Annotated in this window: 23 protein-coding genes, 1 other RNA gene and 1 pseudogene; 6 read left to right on the top strand and 19 right to left on the bottom strand. The window is 69.6% G+C overall.

What is annotated here, in order from left to right:
* Positions 1–180: hypothetical protein (locus ABZE72_RS00360; RefSeq protein ID WP_372727016.1), on the top strand; the 180-nt coding region annotated here is incomplete at its 5' end.
* A complete protein-coding gene (locus tag ABZE72_RS00355) occupies positions 177–1,418 on the top strand; it encodes an MFS transporter (RefSeq protein ID WP_372727015.1) in 1,242 nt (413 codons plus the stop codon). The genes ABZE72_RS00360 and ABZE72_RS00355, both read left to right, overlap by 4 nt.
* A 3-nt stretch (positions 1,419–1,421) precedes the next feature.
* On the opposite strand, the gene ABZE72_RS00350 is transcribed toward ABZE72_RS00355, so the two are convergent.
* Together ABZE72_RS00350 and hppD are read right to left on the bottom strand one after the other, a co-directional pair.
* A complete protein-coding gene (locus ABZE72_RS00350; protein WP_372727014.1) occupies positions 1,422–1,952 on the bottom strand; it encodes a DUF1697 domain-containing protein in 531 nt (176 codons plus the stop codon).
* Positions 1,953–2,020: 68 nt separating this feature from the next.
* On the bottom strand, positions 2,021–3,256 hold the full coding sequence (gene hppD / locus ABZE72_RS00345) for a 4-hydroxyphenylpyruvate dioxygenase (RefSeq protein ID WP_372727013.1): 1,236 nt from the start codon (positions 3,254–3,256) through the stop codon (positions 2,021–2,023).
* 81 nt (positions 3,257–3,337) lie between these two features.
* On the opposite strand from hppD, the gene ABZE72_RS00340 reads away from it, so the two are divergent.
* The gene (locus ABZE72_RS00340) at positions 3,338–3,832 is read left to right on the top strand and encodes an Lrp/AsnC family transcriptional regulator (protein ID WP_372727012.1); all 495 of its coding nucleotides are present in this window, start codon (positions 3,338–3,340) and stop codon (positions 3,830–3,832) included.
* A gap of 173 nt (positions 3,833–4,005) precedes the next feature.
* Here the strand turns inward: ABZE72_RS00340 and ABZE72_RS00335 are convergent, their stop codons facing one another.
* The 5 genes from ABZE72_RS00335 to ABZE72_RS00315 form a co-directional block, all read right to left on the bottom strand.
* Complete coding sequence (locus tag ABZE72_RS00335; protein ID WP_372727011.1) at positions 4,006–4,641, bottom strand: IclR family transcriptional regulator; 636 nt, start codon at positions 4,639–4,641, stop codon at positions 4,006–4,008.
* Between the two features lie 31 nt (positions 4,642–4,672).
* The gene (locus tag ABZE72_RS00330; protein WP_372727010.1) at positions 4,673–6,472 is read right to left on the bottom strand and encodes a DEAD/DEAH box helicase; all 1,800 of its coding nucleotides are present in this window, start codon (positions 6,470–6,472) and stop codon (positions 4,673–4,675) included.
* The gene (locus tag ABZE72_RS00325) at positions 6,469–6,753 is read right to left on the bottom strand and encodes a DUF3039 domain-containing protein (protein ID WP_372727009.1); all 285 of its coding nucleotides are present in this window, start codon (positions 6,751–6,753) and stop codon (positions 6,469–6,471) included. Before ABZE72_RS00325 ends, ABZE72_RS00330 begins: the two co-directional genes overlap by 4 nt.
* A 26-nt stretch (positions 6,754–6,779) precedes the next feature.
* On the bottom strand, positions 6,780–7,349 hold the full coding sequence (locus ABZE72_RS00320) for a YqgE/AlgH family protein (protein WP_372727008.1): 570 nt from the start codon (positions 7,347–7,349) through the stop codon (positions 6,780–6,782).
* 120 nt (positions 7,350–7,469) lie between these two features.
* Positions 7,470–8,033, bottom strand: coding sequence for a hypothetical protein (locus ABZE72_RS00315; RefSeq protein WP_372727007.1), 564 nt, complete (start codon positions 8,031–8,033; stop codon positions 7,470–7,472).
* Positions 8,034–8,167: 134 nt separating this feature from the next.
* On the opposite strand from ABZE72_RS00315, the gene ABZE72_RS00310 reads away from it, so the two are divergent.
* Positions 8,168–8,857, top strand: coding sequence for a TetR/AcrR family transcriptional regulator (locus ABZE72_RS00310; RefSeq protein ID WP_372727006.1), 690 nt, complete (start codon positions 8,168–8,170; stop codon positions 8,855–8,857).
* A 28-nt stretch (positions 8,858–8,885) separates the two neighbouring features.
* On the opposite strand, the gene ABZE72_RS00305 is transcribed toward ABZE72_RS00310, so the two are convergent.
* Positions 8,886–9,866: a DUF3048 domain-containing protein gene (locus tag ABZE72_RS00305; RefSeq protein ID WP_372727005.1), complete on the bottom strand. Its 981-nt coding sequence runs from the start codon at positions 9,864–9,866 to the stop codon at positions 8,886–8,888.
* Positions 9,867–9,990: 124 nt separating this feature from the next.
* A complete protein-coding gene (locus ABZE72_RS00300; protein WP_372727004.1) occupies positions 9,991–10,746 on the bottom strand; it encodes an SDR family NAD(P)-dependent oxidoreductase in 756 nt (251 codons plus the stop codon).
* A 120-nt stretch (positions 10,747–10,866) separates the two neighbouring features.
* Here ABZE72_RS00300 and ABZE72_RS00295 point away from each other — a divergent pair, with 120 nt between their 5' ends.
* A complete protein-coding gene (locus ABZE72_RS00295) occupies positions 10,867–11,943 on the top strand; it encodes a phosphatase PAP2 family protein (protein ID WP_372727003.1) in 1,077 nt (358 codons plus the stop codon).
* Here ABZE72_RS00295 and ABZE72_RS00290 read toward each other — a convergent pair.
* The 4 genes and pseudogenes from ABZE72_RS00290 to ABZE72_RS00275 form a co-directional block, all read right to left on the bottom strand.
* Positions 11,907–12,326, bottom strand: coding sequence for an HIT family protein (locus ABZE72_RS00290; RefSeq protein WP_372727002.1), 420 nt, complete (start codon positions 12,324–12,326; stop codon positions 11,907–11,909). The two genes, ABZE72_RS00295 and ABZE72_RS00290, sit on opposite strands and share 37 nt — an antisense overlap.
* A 28-nt stretch (positions 12,327–12,354) precedes the next feature.
* Positions 12,355–13,317: an endonuclease/exonuclease/phosphatase family protein gene (locus tag ABZE72_RS00285; RefSeq protein WP_372727001.1), complete on the bottom strand. Its 963-nt coding sequence runs from the start codon at positions 13,315–13,317 to the stop codon at positions 12,355–12,357.
* A 114-nt stretch (positions 13,318–13,431) separates the two neighbouring features.
* Complete coding sequence (locus tag ABZE72_RS00280; protein WP_372727000.1) at positions 13,432–14,538, bottom strand: DNA glycosylase AlkZ-like family protein; 1,107 nt, start codon at positions 14,536–14,538, stop codon at positions 13,432–13,434.
* Positions 14,539–14,572: 34 nt separating this feature from the next.
* Positions 14,573–14,835: pseudogene (locus ABZE72_RS00275) on the bottom strand (DUF1905 domain-containing protein).
* 56 nt (positions 14,836–14,891) lie between these two features.
* Between ABZE72_RS00275 and ABZE72_RS00270 the strand changes: the two are divergent.
* Entirely contained in the window at positions 14,892–15,248 is a 357-nt protein-coding gene (locus ABZE72_RS00270; RefSeq protein WP_372726999.1) for an HNH endonuclease, read from the top strand.
* A 10-nt stretch (positions 15,249–15,258) separates the two neighbouring features.
* On the opposite strand, the gene ABZE72_RS00265 is transcribed toward ABZE72_RS00270, so the two are convergent.
* The 6 genes from ABZE72_RS00265 to ABZE72_RS00240 form a co-directional block, all read right to left on the bottom strand.
* Complete coding sequence (locus ABZE72_RS00265) at positions 15,259–15,438, bottom strand: hypothetical protein (protein WP_372726998.1); 180 nt, start codon at positions 15,436–15,438, stop codon at positions 15,259–15,261.
* A gap of 179 nt (positions 15,439–15,617) precedes the next feature.
* Entirely contained in the window at positions 15,618–17,285 is a 1,668-nt protein-coding gene (locus ABZE72_RS00260; protein ID WP_372726997.1) for a PA domain-containing protein, read from the bottom strand.
* Between the two features lie 423 nt (positions 17,286–17,708).
* Positions 17,709–18,079, bottom strand: a transfer-messenger RNA (tmRNA) gene (ssrA, locus tag ABZE72_RS00255).
* A 71-nt stretch (positions 18,080–18,150) separates the two neighbouring features.
* Entirely contained in the window at positions 18,151–19,029 is an 879-nt protein-coding gene (locus ABZE72_RS00250) for an amidohydrolase family protein (protein WP_372726996.1), read from the bottom strand.
* Entirely contained in the window at positions 19,026–19,502 is a 477-nt protein-coding gene (smpB, locus tag ABZE72_RS00245; protein WP_372726995.1) for an SsrA-binding protein SmpB, read from the bottom strand. The genes ABZE72_RS00250 and smpB overlap by 4 nt, the downstream gene beginning before the upstream one ends.
* Before the next feature lie 31 nt (positions 19,503–19,533).
* On the bottom strand, positions 19,534–20,784 hold the full coding sequence (locus ABZE72_RS00240; protein WP_372726994.1) for a peptidoglycan DD-metalloendopeptidase family protein: 1,251 nt from the start codon (positions 20,782–20,784) through the stop codon (positions 19,534–19,536).
* Positions 20,785–20,797: the final 13 nt, after the last annotated feature.

Raw genomic sequence — 20,797 nt, 5'->3', positions numbered from 1 at the left:
GAGCTCTGGGTCGACCCCGAGACCTGGGAGCGCGCCATGGCGCTGGTGCGGGAGGCGGCGTCCGTGGTGCACGCCGAGGCGCGCAAGCCGCACAGCGACGGATCGGTGCACGTGAACCTGACGATGGCTGCGTTCGCCATGCAGGACGGCCCCCGCGCGCCCGCGCAGGAGGATCGATGACCTGGTCGGCATCGCTCGCACCCCTGCATGAGCACAACTTCCGGTGGTACTTCTACGCCCGCAGCGTGAACCTGGTCGGCACGACGATGGGGACGGTGGCGCTGGCGTTCGCCGTGCTCGAGGTCAGCCACTCCCCCAGCGCCCTGGGCGTTGTCCTGGCCGCGCACAGCATCCCGATGCTCGTCTTCCTGCTCGCCGGCGGCGTGATCGCCGACCGGTTCGGGCGCACGCTGGTCATTCAGACGTCCAACGTGCTGGCCGGGCTGAGCCAACTGACGATCGCCTACCTGGTGATCAGCGGTACGGCGCAGCTGTGGCACCTGATCGGCCTCACGGCTGTCAACGGCGTGGTCGCCGCGATCAGCTTCCCCGCGATGGCCAGCATCCTTCCCCAGCTCGTGCCCCGCAGCCAGCTGCAGCCGGCGAACGTGCTGATGTCGATGGTCCGCAACTCGCTGACCGTGATCGGACCGAGCCTTGCCGCGCTCCTGGTCGTCGGGGCGGGAGCGGGCTGGGCCATGGCCGTGGACGGCCTGACCTATCTGGTCTCCGCGGCACTCCTGTCGCGGGTCAAGCTGCCGGCACCGGTGCGCACCGGGCAGCCGACGTCGATGGTCACCGAGCTCCGCGAGGGCTGGACCTACTTCACCCGGACCACGTGGCTCTGGGTGGTCGTCGCCGCGTTCTCCCTGCTCTGCGCGATCCACCAGGGCGGCTTCTTCACCCTGGGGCCGGTGCTGGCCAAGCAGAGTGCGATCGGCGAGACCGGCTGGGGCCTGATCCTCTCCGCCGAGGCCGTGGGCCTGCTGGTGACCACCGCGGTGATGCTGCGGCTGACCCTGCAGCGGCCGCTCTTCTGGGGCATGCTCGGCACGGCGCTGTACGGACTCCCGATGATCGCTCTCGGACTCGACGGACACCTGGTGGTGGTCCTGGTGGCCGCTGTCCTGGCCGGGGCCGGCATCGAGGTCTTCAGCCTCGGCTGGAACCTCGCCATGCAGGAGAACGTGCCCGACGAGATGCTCTCGCGCGCCTTCTCGTACGACGCGCTCGGCTCGTTCGCCGCGGTCCCGATCGGTCAGATCGTCGCCGGACCGCTGGCGCTGATGTTCGGGCTCGAGCGGGTGATCTGGGTCGCCGGTGTCGCCCTCGTGATCATTCCGTTGGTGACGTTGCTCTCGCGGTCCGTGCGGGACCTCCAGCGGGTCGAGAGCGCACCGGCCGCCACCCCTGTGTGAGGCTCAGCCCCACCGCTCGGCCAGGGTGCGCAGCACCGTGAGGTTCCGGTTGGTGGCGACGCCGAGGTGCTTCTCGACCACGGCGTTCGTCAGCCTGGCCTGGTGGTAGCTCTCCCCCAGCAGCAGGTGGACGGCCCGGCCGCGCACGCGGGCCTGCTCGTCGGGCGTGCTCAGCTGCTCGAACCGCTCGATCGCCTCCGGAGCCGGCGCCTCCTTGAGTAACGACACGAACTGCTTGCCGGCGTGACCGTCGGCGAGGGTCTCCGCGTCGGCGACCACCTCGGCCAGCTCACCGGGGGTCAGCACGATCGTCGGGACCTCGAAGCCGCGGTCGGCGAGGAACGCCGTCTCGAGCACCTCCTCCACCCGGGCCGTCGAGCGCAGCGTGGAGACGAGGCGGACGTTGCCGGTGTTGAGGTGGGTCGCCACCTCGGTGAAACCGGCTCGCTCGACGGCGGCGGCGAGGTCGTCCTTGCCGAATCGGCGCCTGGCACCGAGGTTGATCGCGCGCAGGAAGGCCAGGTAGGTCGCCATCCGCAGATCATGCCCGAACGCCGCGACGGGCACCCGCCGAGTGGAGGGTGCCCGTCGTTGCGGTGGGATCAGAGGTTGCCGCGAGCCTCCTGCTCGCGCTCGATCGCCTCGAAGAGCGCCTTGAAGTTGCCCTTGCCGAAGCCGAGCGAACCGTGCCGCTCGATGAACTCGTAGAAGACCGTGGGCCGGTCGCCCATCGGCTTGGTGAAGATCTGCAGCAGGTAGCCGTCCTCGTCGCGGTCGACCAGGATCCGGCGCTTCTTCAGCTCCTCGATCGGCACCCGGACCTCGCCGATTCGGGCGCGCAGCTCGGGGTCGTCGTAGTAGGAGTCCGGGGTGTCGAGGAACTGGATGCCGTTGTCGCGCAGGATGTCGACGCTGCGCAGGATGTCGTTGGTCGCGAGCGCGATGTGCTGGCAGCCGGCGCCGTCGTAGAACTCGAGGTACTCGTCGATCTGCGACTTCTTCTTCGCGATCGCCGGCTCGTTGAGCGGGAACTTCACCCGGTGATTGCCGCTGGCGACCACCTTGGACATCAGCGCCGAGTAGTCGGTGGCGATGTCGTCGCCGATGAACTCGGCCATGTTCGTGAAGCCCATGACCTTGTTGTAGAAGGTCACCCACTCGTCCATCCGGCCGATCTCGACGTTGCCGACGCAGTGGTCGATCGCCTGGAACAGCCGCTTGGGGTGGCCCTCGCGACGGGTCACGGTGGTCTCGCGGGCGACGTAGCCGGGCAGGTACGGGCCGTCGTACTCCGATCGGTCGACCAGCGTGTGGCGGGTCTCGCCGTACGTCGCGATCGCGGCGATCCGGACCGTGCCGTGCTCGTCGGAGACGTCGTGGGGCTCCTCGAGCACGGTGGCGCCGACCGAGCGGGCGTGGGCGATGCACTTGTCGACGTCCGGGACCTCGAGGGCCAGGTCGACGACCCCGTCGCCGTGCTTGCGGTGGTGCTCGAGGACGGGGCTGTCGGGGGTGACGCCGCCGGTGAAGACGAAGCGGGCGCTGCCGGAGCGCAGCACGTAGGACTTGGAGTCGCGGGTGCCGGTCTCGGGGCCGCGGTAGGCCTCGAGCTCCATGCCGAGCGCGAGCTGGTAGAAGTTCGCGGTCTGGGTGGCGTTGCCGACCACGAAGCCCACGGCGTCCATCGCGGTCACCGGGAAGGGGTCGCTGCTGGCGTCGTACTCGACGAGGCCGACGAGCTGCTTGAGCTGCTCGAGGGTCAGGTCCGCCTTGAGTTCGTCGGCGGTGAGGGCACCGCCGGTGCTGTCGGTCGAGGGGGTTCCAGAGGTCACCGTCATGTCTCCAGCCTGACGGGGAAGGTCATCCTGTGCAACAGTACGACGAAACACTGGTCAATGTGCTCACCAGAGGGGTGGCTGATGGACGATCTCGACGGCAGATTGATCGAACTCTTCGCCAACGACCCCCGGATCGGCGTCCTGGAGGCGTCGCGGCGGCTCGGCGTCGCTCGCGGGACGGTCCAGGCCCGGCTCGACAAGCTGACCCAGCGTGGGGTGATCACGGGGTGGGGCCCGGAGCTCTCCCCCGAGGCGCTGGGCTATCCGGTGACGGCGTTCCTGACCCTCGAGATCCGCCAGGACACCGGCGGGCGCGAGGGCCGGCCGGGCGGTCACGACGCAGTCGGCGCGCACTTGGCGTCGATCCCCGAGGTGCTGGAGGCGCACACGATCACCGGCGCGGGCGACATGTGGGCGCGAGTGGTGGCGCGGTCCAACACCGATCTGCAGCGGGTGATCGACCAGGTGTTGAAGAACCCGGTCATCGTGCGCTCCTCCACCGTGATCGCGCTGGCGACGCAGGTGCCGTACCGGGTGCTGCCGCTGGCGGTGGAGGAGGGGGGATTCACTGGTTAACCAGTGAATTGCGCACTTCACCCAGATAACTCCCCGGGTGAAGTGCGGGTTTCCCATGTTCGACGTGACGTATGGGGCGCATGGGACCGCAGCGCGCCTCTACGCGCGCTCAACTCGGAAGATTCACAGGTTAACCAGTGAATCCGACACCCGATCGCACACACCCCAGCCCGTCACTTCAACCGCACGGCCACCTCGGCCGCCGCCGTGGCCACCAACGGCCCCGCGACCTCGACGTCGAGCGGCCCGAGCGTCACGATGCCGACGCTCGCCTCCAGGCCCTCCACACCACGAACCGGCGCCGCCAGCCCGCGGGCGCCCGGCTGGAGCTCGCCCTCGGTCGTCGCGAAGTCGACCATCTCGGGCTCGCGCCCCAGCAGGATCGCCTTGCCCGCCGCCCCCTGGCTCAACGGGTGGCGGGAACCCACCCGATAACTCACGTGGAAGTCCGTCCACGACGGCTCGACCACGGCCAGCGCCAGCGCCTCGTCACCGTCCGCGACCGTGAGGTGCGCAGTGCACCCCACCTCCTCGGCCAACCCTCGCAGCACCGGCACGGCGAGGTCGCGCACCACTGGTTGCACCGCCGAGGCCAGGTGCAGGACGCCGAGCCCGACGTGCAGGCGCCCTCGGGCGTCCTTGCGGATCAGGCCGTGCTGCTCGAGCGTGCTGATCAGTCGGTAGACGACCGTCCGGTTCACCTCGAGCCTCGAGGCGAGCTCGGTGACGGTGAGCCCGCCCGGCGTACCGGCGAGGACATCGAGGACCCGGAGGCCGCGATCGAGCGTCTGGGAGGTCTCGGCGGCCATGCTCGCGAGTCTAGGTGCAGGTGGCCGCAGGTCAGGACGACTTGCGGGTCGCCGCCCATTCCCGGACTCGGTTGATCCGCTCGTGCAGCTGCTCTGCCGAGGCAACCGCCGCCGGTGGCCCGCCGCACTCCTTGCGCAGGGCCGCATGGGTGATCCCGTGGGCCTGCCCCGTGCGGTGGTGCCAGGCCGCGACCAGCCCATTGAGCTCACGACGCAGCACGGCGAGCTGTTCGTGGGTGGACACCTCGGCGACCGTGTCCGGCTCGGACTGCTTCGGCCCCGCCGCCTTCTGCTTCTTCGCCCGGTCGCTCTGCCGCTGCTGGAGCAACTCACGCATCTGCGCCGGCTCGAGCAGCCCCGGGATCCCGAGGAAGTCCATCTCCTCCTCCGAGCCGACCTGCACCTCACCGGCGTGGCCGAACTCGCCGCCGTCGAAGAGCACCCGGTCGAACCGGGCCTCCGAGCCCAGCGCCTCGAACGGCACCAGCATCTCGTCCCCGGAGGCCGACTCCCCCGCCTGCGCCTGGTTGAGCAGGTCCTGCTCGGCGGCGAAGATGTCGTCCTCGTCGGTGATCCGGCGGCCGAGCACGTGGTCGCGCTCGACCTCCATCTCGGTGGCCAGACCGAGCAGGTTGGGCACCGAGGGCAGGAAGACCGACGCCGTCTCGCCTCGGCCACGGGCGCGAACGAACCGGCCGATCGCCTGGGCGAAGTACAACGGCGTGGACGTCGTGGTGGCGTAGACGCCGACAGCCAGCCGCGGCACGTCGACGCCCTCGGAGACCATCCGGACCGCGACCATCCACCGATCGGTGCTCTCGGTGAAGGCGGTGATCTTCTTCGAGGCCAGCTTCTCGTCGGAGAGCACGACGGTCGGGGCCTCGCCCGTGATCTGACGCAGCACCTTCGCATAGGCCCGGGCGTCGTCCTGATCGGTGGCGATGACGAGCCCACCGGCGTCGGGGACGTGGCGGCGCACCTCCGAGAGCCGCTTGTCCGCCGCCGCCAGCACCGAGGGGATCCACGACCCGGAGGGGTCCAGCGCCGTGCGCAGCGCCTGGTTGGTCAGGTCCTTGGTGAGCGGCTCGCCGAGTCGGGCGGTGATCTCGTCCCCGGCGCGGGTTCGCCACTGCATCTCACCCGAGTAGGCCATGAACAGCACCGGGCGGACCACGTGGTCGGCCAGCGCGTGGGCATAGCCGTAGGTGTAGTCGGCGACCGAACGCGGAACGCCGTCGGCGCCGGGCGCGTAGGTGACGAAGGGGATCGGGTTCACGTCGGAACGGAACGGCGTCCCGGTCAGCGCCAGGCGCCGAGTGGCGGGCTCGAACGCCTCCCGGACCCCCTCCCCCCAGGACAGCGCGTCGCCGGCGTGGTGCACCTCGTCGAGGATGACGAGGGTCTTGAAGTTCTCGGTGCGGATCCGCATGGCCAACGGGTTGACCGCGACGCCGGCGTACGTCACCGCGATGCCGACGTAGTCCTGCGACGTCTTGCCCTTGCCGCTGGAGTACGTCGGGTCGATCGGGATCCCGGCCCGCGCGGCCGCCTCGGCCCACTGGAGCTTGAGGTGCTCGGTGGGGGCGACGACCGTGATCCGGTCGACGATGCGTCGACCGAGCAGCTCGGCCGCGACCGAGAGCGCGAAGGTCGTCTTGCCGGCTCCGGGGGTGGCGACGGCGAGGAAGTCGCGCGGGTGAGCGGAGAAGTACTGCTCCATGGCCGCTGTCTGCCACGCACGCAGTGACGGGGCCGTGCCCCAGGCAGCACGCTCCGGCCAGGCCGGAGGAAGTGCGGGCGTGAGAGGAGCGGCGTCAGGCCGTCCCGTCACGCGTCGGAGTTCCCGTCGCCATCGCCACCGGGGTTCATCGACTCCCAGATCTCCTTGCACTCCGGGCAGACCGGGAACTTCTCCGGGGCACGGCTGGGCACCCACACCTTGCCGCACAGGGCGACCACGGAGGTGCCCATCACCATCGCTTCGGTGAGCTTGTGCTTGTCGACGAAGTGCGAGAAACGCTCGTGGTCGCCATCGTCGGTGGGGACGGTGCGACGGTCCTCACGGACGTCTTCGTCGACCTTGAGGCCGGGCGAGAATCCGATGCTGGTCACGGGGACCACTGTAGTTCAGTGGCGCGTCAGTTGAGGTCGGGGTCGGCCGGACGTGTGGAGTGCCACGCGAGTTCGCCGGGCTGTCGACGCAGCACGTCACGGATCAGGCCGGTGGGGTCGTCGCGGAAGATGTCGGCGGCCTCCCCGGGTACGACGTACCAGCTGCCCTCGCGGATCTCGCCCTCGAGCTGGTCGACCCCCCAGCCGGCATAGCCGGCGAAGATCCGCAGCCCGCTGAGGCTTCCGTCGACCAGCTCGGTCGGGGTGTCGAGATCGACGATGCCGAGCAGGCCGCTGACCTCCCGAAAGCCGACCGGCACGTCGTCGTCACTGCGGAGCAGGGCCACCGCGAGCGCCCCCTCCGTGCTGACCGGACCACCGTGGAAGAGCACGTCGGGCTCCGCGACAGCGTCCGCCCAGCCGGCCAGCACCTCTGCCACGGGTACACCGGAGGGGCGGTTCAGGACGACGCCGAGGGCTCCGTTGTCGTCGACGTCGAGCAGCAGGACCACCGTGTCGGCGAAGTTCGGGTCCTGGAGCGCGGGCGTGGCCACCAGGAGCATGCCGGCCTGCACGCCACCCCACGGTTCGGTCATGGCCCCATCATGGCCCGGCCCCCGGAAATGGGAACAGCCCCGGTGTCGACGCGGAGGGGGTCGCGGTGGGAGGGCCGCTGGGAGGGAGGGGTGCGTCGGCACCGGGGCTGTGGTCCGGGGTCAGGCTGCGAGCACCGCCTTGAGGCGGTCGAACATCAGCCGGACGTGGTGGGTGTGCGCCGCGTGGCGTCCACCCTGCGGGATCCGCGCCACCGAGGCGTGCGGCGTGGGCACGTGCGTGGCGCGTGCCTTGGCCTCGAGCTGGGCTCCTGCCCGGGCGGCCGCCTCGTCCTCGAGGCTGCCCTTGCCGGCCATCACGGCCAGCAGCAGGTGCTCGTTGTGCGCCGACTTGAGCATGGCGAGGGCCATCTCGTTGTCGATCGGCTCGGCGCGGTAGTGGTCGACGATCGCGAGGATGCCCGGCAGTTCGTCGGCGGTGGCGTGCCACGCCGCGATGACGGCCTCCTCGAGGTTCATCGGCTGGTGCATCAACTCCTGCTCGATGCGGCCGGCGAGACGCGTGTGCCAGCGCAGTTGCAGGGCCCCGAGAAGGGTCATGGCGTCGCCGAAGGTCTCGGCAACTCCGTCGACGTCCAGGGGAAGGACTCCGTCCCGGCGGGCGTCGGCAGTGGCGATGACGGCACGGAGGACTTCTCCGCGGTTCTGGAAGTTCGTCCAGCTCATGGGGGGGACTCCTTTGTCTCTCACGCACATACCGTTGGTACGTACCGAGAGTAATCCCCCATACTTTCGGTATGCAAACCTCCGCCCCGGTGATCCCCGTCACCCGTGCCCGAACGTCGCCCTAGACTCGCGGGATGAGCAGATCCTCGGTGTCCCGCCTCGTGCCCAAGGTCCCCCAGGGGGGCAGCAGTCGTCGGCAGCAGTACTCGGCGTCGACCAAGAACGCGCTGGTCGACGTCGCCGAGGAGCTCTTCACCACGCACGGGTACGCCTCCACGTCCCTGGACGCGATCGTGGCCGGCGCCGACGTGACCAAGGGAGCGCTCTACCACCACTTCAGTGGCAAGCAGGCGCTCTTCGAGGCCGTCTTCGAGCGCGTCGAGAGCACCGCCTCCAAGGCGATCCAGCAGTCCCTGCAGGACCAGCCCGACCCCTGGGAGAAGGCCCGGGCCGGGCTTCGCGCCTTCCTCGCCGTGGTCCAGGAGCCCGGTTACCGCCGGATCGTGATCCAGGAAGGGCCCGCGGTCCTCGGCTACGAGCGCTACCGCGAGCAGGAGGAGCGCTCGACGTTCTCGAACGTCCTCGACATCGTCCGCGCCGTGCTGACCGCGGGTGCCTGGAACCTGGACGAGGACATGCTGCAGACGTTCGCCCGGATCTTCTTCGGCGCGATGTCCTCGGCCGGGGAGTCGGTCTCCAGTGCCCCGGACCCGAACGCCGCCGCCGCCCGGGTGGAGACCGCCATCGGCTTCATCCTGGCCGGCTTCCAGGCGCTCGCGGCCTCCGGCGTGGAGCTGCCCGGGGTGGAGATCCCCCAGCAGTGAGCTCGGCGCCCGGAGGCGCCGGGTCGACCTACCGGTAGGTGACGTCGCCGTCCTCGGCCGGGACCAGCTCGATCCAGACGTGGCCGGCCGGCACGACCAGCTCGCCGGCCTTCGTCGACAGCGTCAACGCAGCGTCGAGGCCGGCCTTCTTCCACGTGCCCCGGACCAGGCGGCCACCGTGGAAAAGCATCGCCTGGCCGCGCCCGGTCAGCACGGTCTCGGGCACGAAGTTCCCGGCCGGGTCCCGGTAGCCGGCGTCGACGACGCGCACCCGCAGCACCAGCACCGTGTCGGCCGGGAACTCGTCCCCGGCCGCGGCGTGGCTGTTCTCGTTGACGTAGCCGCCCTTGCGGTAGCTCCAGTTCGTGGTGTGGCCACCGGAGAAGCGCGCCGCGATCGTGCGGGCCTTCTGCCCCTTCGGCAGGTCGGCCGCCTCGCCCCACGGCAGGTAGTCGTCCGGCCGCAGGGACTTCTGCTTGATCGCCGAGGCGACGTCGCCCAGGTTCGCGAAGACGTTGTACGGCGCGCGGCGGTCGCTGGCGCGGTACAGACCCTCCGCGCCCTCCTGGAAGAACGGGATGCCCGCGTCCCGGATCCGGGCGATGGTGCCGCCGGCAGCCCCACTCGTCACCACCGCACCGTCGACCGGCGAGACGATGCCGATGTCACTGGCCCGCATCGACCGGACCGGTCCGACCTTGTCGGGAAGGTCGGAGTAGAAGAAGGCGGCCAGGCGGGTCAACCCGCCCTCCACGAGCTCCTCGACGACCAGGTCGGCCTTGCCCAGCCCGACCTGCGGAGCGCTCGAGGAGGTGTTGTCGATCTTCGTGACCAGCACCGGGTGCTTGCGCGACGGGTTCTCCTTGCCCGTGGCCTCCAGGCCGGTCAGCGGCCAGGTGGCCGGGATCGTCTCACTCTCCTCCACCTCCTGGGTGGGCGCGGACGACGGTTCGGCGTCGTCCTTGCTGCACCCGGCGAGGAGGAGGCTGGCGGAGAGAAGGACGGCCACAGACAGACGAACGCGACGCACGGGGGCTCCGATCAGGGGATGTTCGTGATGGATCAAGTGTGCGGCGCACGGTCGGCGCCGCGGGGCAGGCGCGCCCGGTGGACCCGCCTGCCGGCTCGGCAGATCAGCCGAGCTTGGCGCCACCGTCGACGTACAGCGTCTGGCCGGTGATGTACGACGCCTCGTCGCTGCACAGGAACGCGGCCGCAGCAGCGATGTCCTCGGGGTGGCCGACCCGGCGTACCGGGTTGGCCTCGGCGTTCATCTTGCGGAACTCGTCCACGTCGATCTTCAGGCGCGCAGCCGTGGCGTCGGTCATCTCGGTGGCGATGAAGCCCGGAGCGATCGCGTTGGCGTTGATCCCGTAGGGGCCCAGCTCGATGCCCAGGGTGCGGGTGAAGCCCTGCACGCCCATCTTCGCGGCCGAGTAGTTCGCCTGGCCGCGGTTGCCGAGCGCGGAGACGCTCGAGAGGTTGAGGATCTTGCCGTACTTCTGCTCGACGAAGTGCTTCTGGGCGGCCTTCGTCATCAGGAACGCGCCCTTGAGGTGGACGTTCATCACCATGTCCCAGTCGTCCTCGGACATCTTGAAGAGCAGGTTGTCGCGGGTGATGCCGGCGTTGTTCACCAGGATGTGGATCCCGCCGAGCTCCTCGACCACGCGGGCGATCGCGGCGTCGACCGAGGTCGCGTCGGCGACGTCGCAGCCGATCCCGATGGCCTTGGTGCCCAGGCGACCGGCGGCTTCGATGGCGGCGCTCTCGTCGAGGTCGATGATGGCCACCGCGGCGCCCTCGTCCGCGAACCGCTGGGCGGTGCCGAAGCCGATGCCGCGCGCGGCTCCGGTGATGACTGCAACGCGTCCGTCAAAACGACCCATGATCTTGTCTCCTCGTCACCGGCGGGAGTTCCCGCACCGTCTCGCGATCGCAGACACTCTAGGACCGCCGCGCACCCGAGGCACGCCCGGGCCGGGGCACCGAGTGGGTAGCCTGCTGGGGTGGGCAGACCCAACTTCCGCTTCGCGGCACTCGTCGTGGCCGTCCTCGTCGTGGCGACCCTCTGGATCGCGTGGAGCTACCGTCTGCCGGTGCGCGACCCCGACGGGGTGGCCGGTCCGACGTACCTGCAGGTGCCGGCGATCATCGTGCTCGCCTTCCTCGCCGACGTCGTGCCGCGCACCGTCGCCCGCAGCTGGCGCACCCCCCGAGGCCTGTTCGAGACCGCCCGCGTCGTGGCGCACGAGCGCTGGCCGAGCACCTACCTGCGCTTCGCGCTGGCCGGGATGGCCGTGTCCTACCTCTGCAACTCGGCCTTCCGGAACCTGAAGAGCTACATCCCCTTCGTCAACCGCGACCTGTGGGACCGCCCCCTGGACCGGGTTGACCGAGCGCTCTGGCTCGGCCACGACCCCGCCGCGGTCCTGCACGACCTGCTCGGGACCGGCTGGGCGGCCCACGTCCTCTCCGTCGTGTACGTCGCCTGGCTGGCGCTGATCCCGATCACCCTGGCCATCGCCCTGATCTGGACCCGTCGGATCGCCGCGACAGCCTGGTACGTGACCGCGCTGGCACTGAACTGGGCGATCGGGATGCTGACCTACTTCCTGGTGCCCTCACTCGGGCCGATCTACGCCACGCCTGAGCGCTTCGACGACCTACCGGCCACCTACGTCGGGTCCCTGCAGACGTCGATGCTGGAGGGGCGCGCCGAGATGCTCGCCGACCCGTGGGCCGTGGGGGCGGTGCAGCCGATCGCGGCGTTCGCCTCGCTGCACGTGGCCATCGTGGTGACGATGGTGCTGATGGCGCACCTGCTCGGCCTGGCCACGTGGATCCGCGTCAGCGGCTGGGTCTTCCTGGCCCTGACCACCCTCGCCACCGTCTACCTGGGCTGGCACTACTCGGTCGATGCCCTGGGCGGCATCGTGATCGGGGTCGCGGCCGTGTGGATCGCCGCCTGGGGCACCGGCAACCACCTGGGGGGTCGACCGCACCTGATCGAGCAGCCGGTCGCCGTACCGTCGCTGCTCGAGGACCCTCAGCCGGTCAGCGTCCGCCGCAGCTCGCCGGCGTAGGCCGCTCGCTCGGCGTCGTCGGCGTACTTCTGCCGTGGCCAGAAGAAGCCCCGCAGTCCGTCGCCCTTGGTGCGGGGCACCACGTGCAGGTGCAGGTGCGGCACGGACTGGCTGACCGTGTTGTTCATCGCGACGAAGCTGCCCTGCGCGCCCAGCCCCTCGACCATCGCGGTCGCCAGCCGCTGGGCTGCGGCCAGGAACCCGTCGCGCTGCTCCGCGGGCAGGTCGGGCAGGGTCTCGACGTGCTCGCGGGGCACGAGCAGCGTGTGCCCCTTGAACACCGGGCGCTGGTCCAGGAAGGCGACCAGCTCGGGCTCGTCAAGCACCACGTCGGCCGGGGTGTCGCCGGAGACGATCGCGCAGAAGACGCAGCCGCTAGTCATCCCGGCAGGTTATCCGCAGCGCCTCGGGTCAGACCGTGAACTCCACCCAGAGCGGGTAGTGGTCGCTGATCCGCCAGGAGAGCTGGGCCTTGGTCAGCCCCTGCAGGGCGAGCGGCACGAAGTCGAACGAGCCACCCCGGCCGGTGTAGGTCAGGCCGTCGAGGAGCGAGGGCATGTCGGGCCGGGTCGGGTCGCTGAACCAGGCGATCTGGTCGTAGAAGTGGTGCTCCTCGCCGGAGTCGAAGATGGTCCGGCGTACGTCGTTGAGCTCGGCCGGAGGCCACAGCCCGGTCGACACGAAGGCGTCGAAGAGGGGGTCGCCCATCCGGTCGAGGTTGAAGTCGCCGAGCACCAGGAGGTTGTGGTTCCAGTCGTCGGGCCGCTCGGCCCAGGTGCGCATCCACTCGACGAACGCGGTCAGCTCCCCGATCCGGTCCCGGGGCGAGGACCCCCAGAGCACGTGCACGGTGGTCAGGATGAAGTCGGTCTCACCCCGGACGAAGCCGGCGGCGTACGGCGTCCGGGCGAACTGGTCCACCTCGCTGCTGGTCCCCTTCGGGAGCACCAGCTCACCCACCAATCCCGAGGGCTGGACCCGGTCGCTGTCGTAGATGTAGGCCAACCGTTCCCCATTGCCGGGGCCACCCTCGGTGACGTCGGAGGCGAGCACCTTGAACCGCGGTCCGAGCCGCCCCAGCAGTGCGAACAGCGCGGTGGTGTTGCGACGGCTCTCCTGGATGGCCGTCACGTCGAAGCGGTCGATCACCGCCGCGATGCAGGACAGCGCGTGCCAGTCGCGCTTGGGGCTGTCCCCGGCGCCGGACTGCCACTTCGGGGTCAGGTCGGAGAAGGCGCGCAGGTTCCAGGTGCCGATCAGCAGGTTGTCGGCCGTCTTGGCGGGCAGTTGGTCGTCCAGCGCGGCGTCCAGCCGGTCGAGGTCGCGGGTGACCGCGGCCGGCACCGGTCCTGGTGGGGCGAGCAGGGTCGCCATGGGCCCTCCCGAAGAGGTCGACTCCTTCGAGCATGCGCTCCCCCACCGGGCCGGGTCTGTGAGCAGAACGGGTCATTTCTCCTGGTTCGTCTGGCCCGGACGGAACTGCGGGGCTCAGTCGGGCAGCACCGGCGTCAGGTCGAGCCAGGTGGCCAGATCACGGATCTCGCCCTCGACCGCGACAGCCGTCGCCCGATCGAACGGCGCGTCCTGGTGGATCGCGGACACCCGGAGCTCGCCGGCGTCCGGATCGGCGGTGGCGTCGAGCTTCCCGACCAGCCGGTCGCCGTACAGGATCGGCAGGGCGTAGTAGCCCCACACCCGCTGCGCAGCGGGCTTGTACATCTCCAGGACGTAGTCGAACTCGAAGAGCTCGTCCATCCGCTTGCGGTCGGCGATCAAGCGGTCGAACGGCGAGAGCAGCGCCGCCCGGCCCTCGAAGGGGCGACCGAGCTGGGCCGGGTCGACCCGCCACTGGCCGCGGACACCCTCGACCACGGCCGGCTCCCCCACCTCGCCGACGTCGACCGGCTCGAAGGGCAGCTTGGCGGTCCTGGCGCGCGCGATCCCGAGCGCTCCGAGGCGACGCTCCGCCCGCAACCGGGCGGCCTCCTCCAGCGAGGGCACCGGGTCGTCGGGGTAGATCCGTTCGGCGAGGTCCCAGAGCCGGGCCCGGCCGGTGCCGCCGGCCGCCGCCACCTCACCGCGCTGCACCAGCCGGTCGAGCATCATCCGGAGGTTGCGGTTGTTGTTCCACCCGCTCGACTGCCAGGGGACGACGCAGGTGTCGGGCAGCTCGCTCATCGGCAGCGGGCCGTCGGCGCGCAGCCGCTCGAGGATGTCGCGACGACAGTCGTTGTTGGCGCGGAGCCACTCGCGCTGGCGCTCCTGCCAGTCGCGCAGCTCCCCCACGCCCGGCCAGGCCGCCATCTCGGCGCGGAAGAGGGCGATGTCCTCGGGCACGAGCAGCCGCTGGTCCAGCTCGATCAGACGCTGCTCGTCGACCGCGGCCCACAGCTCCCGCGGGTCGAACGCCGAGCCGAGCCGACTCCAGAGCACCAGCTCGGCGCTCGGCGCGACGGCGCTCGTGGGCTCGATCTGGAGCAGCGAGAGCCGGCGCACCGTCTCGACCAGGTCGGTGGGTCGCTCCGCGGTGAGCAGCTGGGCGGCGACGGCGATCCGGCGGGCCTCGGCACGGCTCAACTGATGGACGGCTGCCATGCGACGAGCGTAGGCCCGGGAGCCGACACCGGGCTCAGACGTCGACGGCGAGCCGGATCGTGACGGTGTCGCCGACCTCGATCCCCTCACCGTGGCGGAGCAGGTTCTTCAACGGGACGACGTATCCGCCGTCCTTCGGGAACAACGACGTCGTGCAGCGCGTCGCGCCGACCGGACCTCGACCGGGATCATCCCCCAGCCGTAGGTGACGGCCGCGGACAGCGCCTTGAGCTCCGCGCTCTCGTCCTCGGGAACGGTGACGAAGTGGAACGGCGACGGGCCGCGCCAGAAGCACACCTCGCCACTGAACTCCAGGTCCACGCGCTCAGGATAGGACGGCCTAGGCTGGCCCGGTGGCAGCCCCCGGAGCGCGCACGGCGCGGTACGCCCGTCGCCGCAAGCGCCGGATGGACAGCGTCGAGCACGATCTGAGCGCCGCCCAGTGGGCCGCGCTCCAGGAGGCGTGGGGTGGGTGCGCCTACTGCGGTGTCACCGACAAGCCGCTGCAGCGCGACTGCGTGCTGCCGATCTCGCGGGGCGGCCGCTACACGCTCGACAACATCGCCCCCGCCTGCGCGTCGTGCAATGCCAGCAAGTGCAACGACGAGGTCACCGGCTGGCTGCGCCGCAAGAGGTACGACGAGCGCGCGTTCCTCACCCGCCATGTCGAGGTGCGACAGTTGATGGCACTCGCCTTCCCGGTGGCGTAGCCGCGGCGACCTAGAGGCGACCGGTCTCCACGCGGAACCACAGCAGCACGGCCGGCAGGCACGCCAGCGGACTCATCACCACGTCCGACCAGGCCGACTGCGCGAGGCTCACGCCCCAGAAGCCGAGCATCACGGCCAGCAGCAGCACGGTGGCCACCCGCACGACCCTGACCTTGTCGAACTGCGCCACGCTCGGCACCATCGACCGTTCCCTCCCTCAGTGCGCCCTCCGCGCACCCCCTCTATCGGTTGCGCAAGCCCCGGACTCAAGCCAGCCTCCTGGGTCACCACTGGCCGCGGAGCGATCCGGGCAGCACGATGGCCCGGACCACCTGGGTCCGGGCCATCGCGGGTGGTGCAGTGCCTACCTCAGGGTGACGGCGTGTACTTGAAGATCCACAGGCCGTTGTCCCGGTCGGAGGCGGCGACGTACTCCTGACCGTCCTTCGTGAAGACCTCCACTCCCCAGAAGTTGTTGCCCTCCGGAGCGATGTAGTGACCCTTCTCGACGATCTCCCCGCCGATGATCTCCGCGACCCGGAAACCGGCCGCGTAGTACGAGAAGTAGAGACGGTTGGCATCCGCCTGCGAGGTCGCCACCTCGTGCACCGACAGGTCGCCGTAGCCACTTGCGTAGGCCGGATCGTGCGCCTCCGGGACGGCGTAGGTGTCGAGCTCGGTCATCTTGCCGTCCGAGTTGTCGAACAGGTGCACGTAGCCCCAACCGTCGAAGTACGACGAGAAGGTCAGCGTGTCACCCAGGGTGCCCACGGGCGCCGGAGACACCACGGAGGCGCCTGTGCCGGCCAGGCAGTCGGCATTGCTGTAGGCCGCATCGAAGATGGCGAAGCCCTGACTGCGCGGCGCCACACCGAACGTCGGGATGTCGCCGGCGACGCTCATGCCGAGTGAGCTGTCACACCCGTCGGTGCCGGTGCGGTTGAAGATCAGCACAGCGGAGTAACCCCCGGCGCTGATCACGTTGGACACCTTCTCCGTGAAGGTGCACAGCCCGCGCTCGACGACCGCGATCTGCGTGCCGTCACCCGGGCCGGCGTTGGCGTCGCCGTTGCAGCCCCGGCCGAAGAAGACCGACTCACCGGTGATGGTCTCGCCCTCCGGCAGCTTCGTGGTGTCGCTGCCCTGGCTGGCGTTGATCGACGTGCCGTCGTCGACATTGCTGGCCGTGAGGGCGTAGGGGCCGAAGTCCTCGTCCGCTCCGACGACGTAGTCGTTGTTCATCGTGAACTCGGCCTGGTGGGCGTTGCCCTCAGGAGCAACCGTGAAACCACTCTCGGCAGCCTCCGGGTCGACGGCTGCGAAGTCGGTGTCACCCAGGTACTGGGGGTTCAGGGGGTCCGTGACGTCGATCTTCACGTAGCCGCCGTCCCAGTACGACAGGAGCATGACCTGGCTTCCGTCGATCTCCTTGACCACCATGTCGTGCAGGAAGATCTCGCGCAGGTTGGAGGGTGCCGCCTGCCCGATCTGCGGGAACTCCTCGTAGAGGTCGTACTCGGCGATGAACTTCGGCTTCTTGGGGTTGGTGATGTCGACGATGTCGACGTCCCTGGCCTCCTCGTTGTCGACCATGACGGCGTACGCCTTGGCGCCGGCGTCCCAGGCGAAGACGCTGTGGGTCTGGTGGGCGCTCTTCTTTCCCTGGCCGTTGACGTCCTCGTCGCCGAAGCCCTCGGCGAGCGGGGTCGGGTGCTCGGGGTTGGTGATGTCGTAGATGTTCATCCCGCCGAAGCCGGCGTTGACGTTGCACTTCTCGTTGTTGCTCACCACGATGTCCCCGCTGAACTTCGGGGTGTCGATGGACAGGGCCTGGATCCCCTCGCCGGGGTAGCTGCCCTGCTTGGCTCCGATGAAGGCGACCTCCTCGGGGTTCTCCACGTCGGCGATGTTCACGACATGGATGCCGTTGTACTTGCAGGTCCGCGCGCCCCACGCCGCGAGATAGGCGTAGTCACCCAGCACACCGACATCGGCGATCTTCTCGGGGACCACGTTCTTCAGCTTCAGTCTGCTCACGACGTCAATGTTGGTCGTGCTGCTCGGCGGCAGGTGGCCGTCGGTCTCCCCGTGCTGGTGAGCGTTGCGTTCCTTTGCGCCCGTCGCGACGCCACCATCCGAGGCGACGTCGTGACCGGGGTGTCCGGTCGCGGCGCCGGGTACCGAGAGGATGAGTCCGACTGCACACAGCGCGGCGATGGCCGTCTTGCGATTTGGTCTTTTCATGATGCTCCTTGGTTGAGGGCAGTCATTCGAACGTATATGGCCCTCGTCACATCAGTAAAGGATCACCTGCCGATGCTGCGCGTTTCCGGGAAGCGGCGTCGCGTCGCGCAGGACCACTGGAGTACGAACAGCACGAGAGCCGCCCCGACGGTGTCGGGACGGCTCTCGTTTCAAGAGGGCTGGCTCTCGATGGCGAACCATCGGGACCGGCGGTGCTGGTGGAGCTGGCGGGAATCGAACCCGCGTCCTCGAGCGTCGAACCAGGTCTTCTCCGGGTGCAGTCCGTGTTGTCGCTTTTCTCGGCCCCGGCGCTCGCACAGACACGTCGCCGACAGGCTCAGCCACGAAAAAGTCCCGATCAATCCTCGTGACAGGAATTGATCAGCAAGTCTCCTAGATGAGGCCAGGGTCCGGGACGGAGACGGATGCCCGGTCTGACCCTTCGATCACTGCTCAGGCAGCGAGAGCGAAGTTACTGCGATTGTTGTCGGCAGTTATATTTTTCCAGCGATCGTTTACGAGATGACGCTGGCTCCTCGACCCGCTTCCCCTGGAACTAACGTCCCAAGTCGAAACCGATCAGCCCCTCTTGAGTTGTACCCCCCAGTCTAGGGGCCCGGGCCGCAGAAGCCGAACCGTTTGCCCGCACGGCAGCCCCTCAGCCTCGGCGAGAGGCCCCGAACAGCCGGACGCCGTTGCCCCAGCAGACCGCCCGGAGCCAGTCGTCTCCGAGGCCGAGTCGGGCGAGCCCCTCGAGCTGTTCGACGTACGGGTAGGGGATCGTCGGGAAGTCGCTGCCCAGCAGCACCTTCTCCTGCAGGTCCGCGATCCGCGGCAGCAGCTCGGCGGGGTAGCCGCCGTCGGCGTCGAAGAAGTCGGTGAACACCATCGTGGTGTCCAGGTGGGTGCGCGCGTAGGTCTCGGCGAGGTCCAGGAACTCGGCGTACTCGGGCGCACCCATGTGCGCGACCACCGCCGTCAGCCGCGGGAAGCGTTCCAGCACCCGACGCAGTGGGTCCGGCCCGGTGAACGCGTTGCCCACCGGCCCGGAGCCGGCGTGGATGACGATCGGCGTGCCGGCGTCCTCGAGCGTGCCCCACACCGGGTCCAGCAGGGGGTCGTCGAGGTGGAACTCGCCCACCTGCACGTGGATCTTGAAGACCTCGACCCCAGCAGCCACCAGCTCGGGCACGTACGTCGCGGCCTCCGGCTCGGGGTAGAACGTCGCCGACCACAGCGACTCGGGCACGTCGTGCGCGAAGCCCCGGGCCCAGTCGTTGAGGTAGCCCGCAATGCCGGGCCGGTGCGCGTACGGCAGGGCCGAGAAGCGCCGGACGCCCATCGCCCGCAGCTGCTCGACCCGCTCGGCATGACTGCCGCGGTAGCGGATCGGCCAGTCGCGTCCGATCTTCGGCCCCGCCTGGTCGAACTGGGCCCACACCTTTGCCTGGATGTTCTCCGGCAGGAAGTGGACGTGCACGTCGAAGAGGCCGGGAAGGCCGAGTCCGCGCCAGAAGTCCTCGACCCCTGCGGTCACTCCATGCCCTTGAGCCGGCGGCCGACCGCCTGCTCGGTCTCCCGGTTGGCCTGCCGCTCGGCGAGCGCGTGCCGCTTGTCCCACGACTTCTTGCCCTTGGCGAGCGCGATCTCGATCTTGGCCCGCCCGTCCACGAAGTAGATGGCGAGCGGGACGATCGTCAGGCCCTTCTCGTTGACCCGGCGCTCGATCTTGTCGATCTCGGCCCGGTTGAGCAGGAGCTTGCGCTTGCGGCGTGCGGAGTGGTTGGTCCAGGTGCCCTGGGCGTACTCCGGGATGTGCACCCCGTGCAACCACGCCTCGTGGCCGTCGATGTCGACGAAGCCGTCCACCAGCGAGGCGCGTCCCATCCGCAGGGACTTCACCTCGGTGCCGACCAGCACCATCCCCGCCTCGTAGGTGTCCTCGATGAGGTAGTCGTGACGCGCCTTCTTGTTCTGCGCGACGTTCTTGCGGCCCTGCTCCTTCGCCATGCGCTCAGTGTCTCAGGAGCGGCAACCGAGTTCAGAACCAGTTGGCCGGATCGACCGGGCGACCGTTGACGAGCACGGTGAAGTGCAGGTGGCAGCCGGTCGACCAACCCGTGGAGCCGACGTACCCGACGGTCTCGCCGCGCTTGACCGCCTGCCCGGACCCGAACCGGTAGCTGGAGGCGTGGTTGTAGATCACCGTGAGGTTCTTGCCGTTGACCTGGCCGAGATTGAGGTAGAGCCGGTTGCCCCAGACCGAGGAGTAGTACCGGGTCATCACCGTGCCGCTGGCGACCGCCTTGAGCGGCGCTCCACAGCCGCCGCCGAAGTCGGTCCCGTCGTGCAGGCCGTAGTAGTTGTAGATCGGGTGGACCCGGTAGCCGTAGGGCGAGGTGATCGACCCGTTCACCGGCCGGTCCAGGAAGCCGCCGGTCGCCCCGCGGTAGCCGCCACGCGCCTTGCGAGCCGCCTCCAGGATCTGCTGTCGGATCTGCTCCTCGCGCTTCTTCAGCCGGGCGAGAGCGGCCATGTCCGCCTTCTTCGCCCGGACCGCAGCCTGCCGGGCCGAGCGCCGCGTCTGCACGACGGTCCGTACGGCGGCGCGGGCCTTCTGGGTGCGCTCGTGCAACGACTTCATCGTGACCAGGTGGGCGGCGGCCTGCTTGCGCTGGACCGCGACCTGCTTCTTGGCGGCCTTGACCTGGTCCTCCCGGACCTCGAGCAGCACCTCGGCGGCACGCAGGTCGTTGTAGACCCGGGACTCCCGGCTGACCAGCGCGTCGCGGGCCTCCATCCGGCGCATCAGGTCGGCAGGGGTGCGGGAGCCGAGCAGCGAGGCGAAGGCCAGCAGCTGCGGGTCGCCCTGCTCGTAGATGGTCACGATCGTGTCGGTGACCTGCTGGCGCTGGTCCTCGGTCTCCAGCCGGCCGTTGCGCAGGTCCGCGCGGGCGGCCTCCAGGCGCTGTTCGGCCACCTCGAGCTTGGCCTGCATCTGCCGGTCGAGGGTCCGGGCCGCACCGAGCTTGGCGCGGGCGACGTCGAGGTCTGCCTTCGCGCTCGCGAACTGGGCCCGGGCTGCCTCGAGCTGGCCGGCCGCCTTCCTCAGGCGCGCGCTGGACTCGTCGAGGTCGTCGTGGACCGACTCGATCTGGCCCTGGACCTGCTTCTGCTTGTCCTTGAGGTCGTCGGCGTGAGCCAGCGGGACGGCCGCCGCGCCGATCGCCAGGGCAGCGGCCGCGAGGGCTGCCACCAGGCGCGGACGCGCGGTACGAGGGAAGAAGCGCACCGGTCTGCCTTAG

Origin of the sequence: Nocardioides sp. (assembly GCF_041600255.1) — a bacterium.
GTDB lineage: Bacteria > Actinomycetota > Actinomycetes > Propionibacteriales > Nocardioidaceae > Nocardioides.
This window is presented reverse-complemented; position numbering and strand designations above follow the sequence as displayed.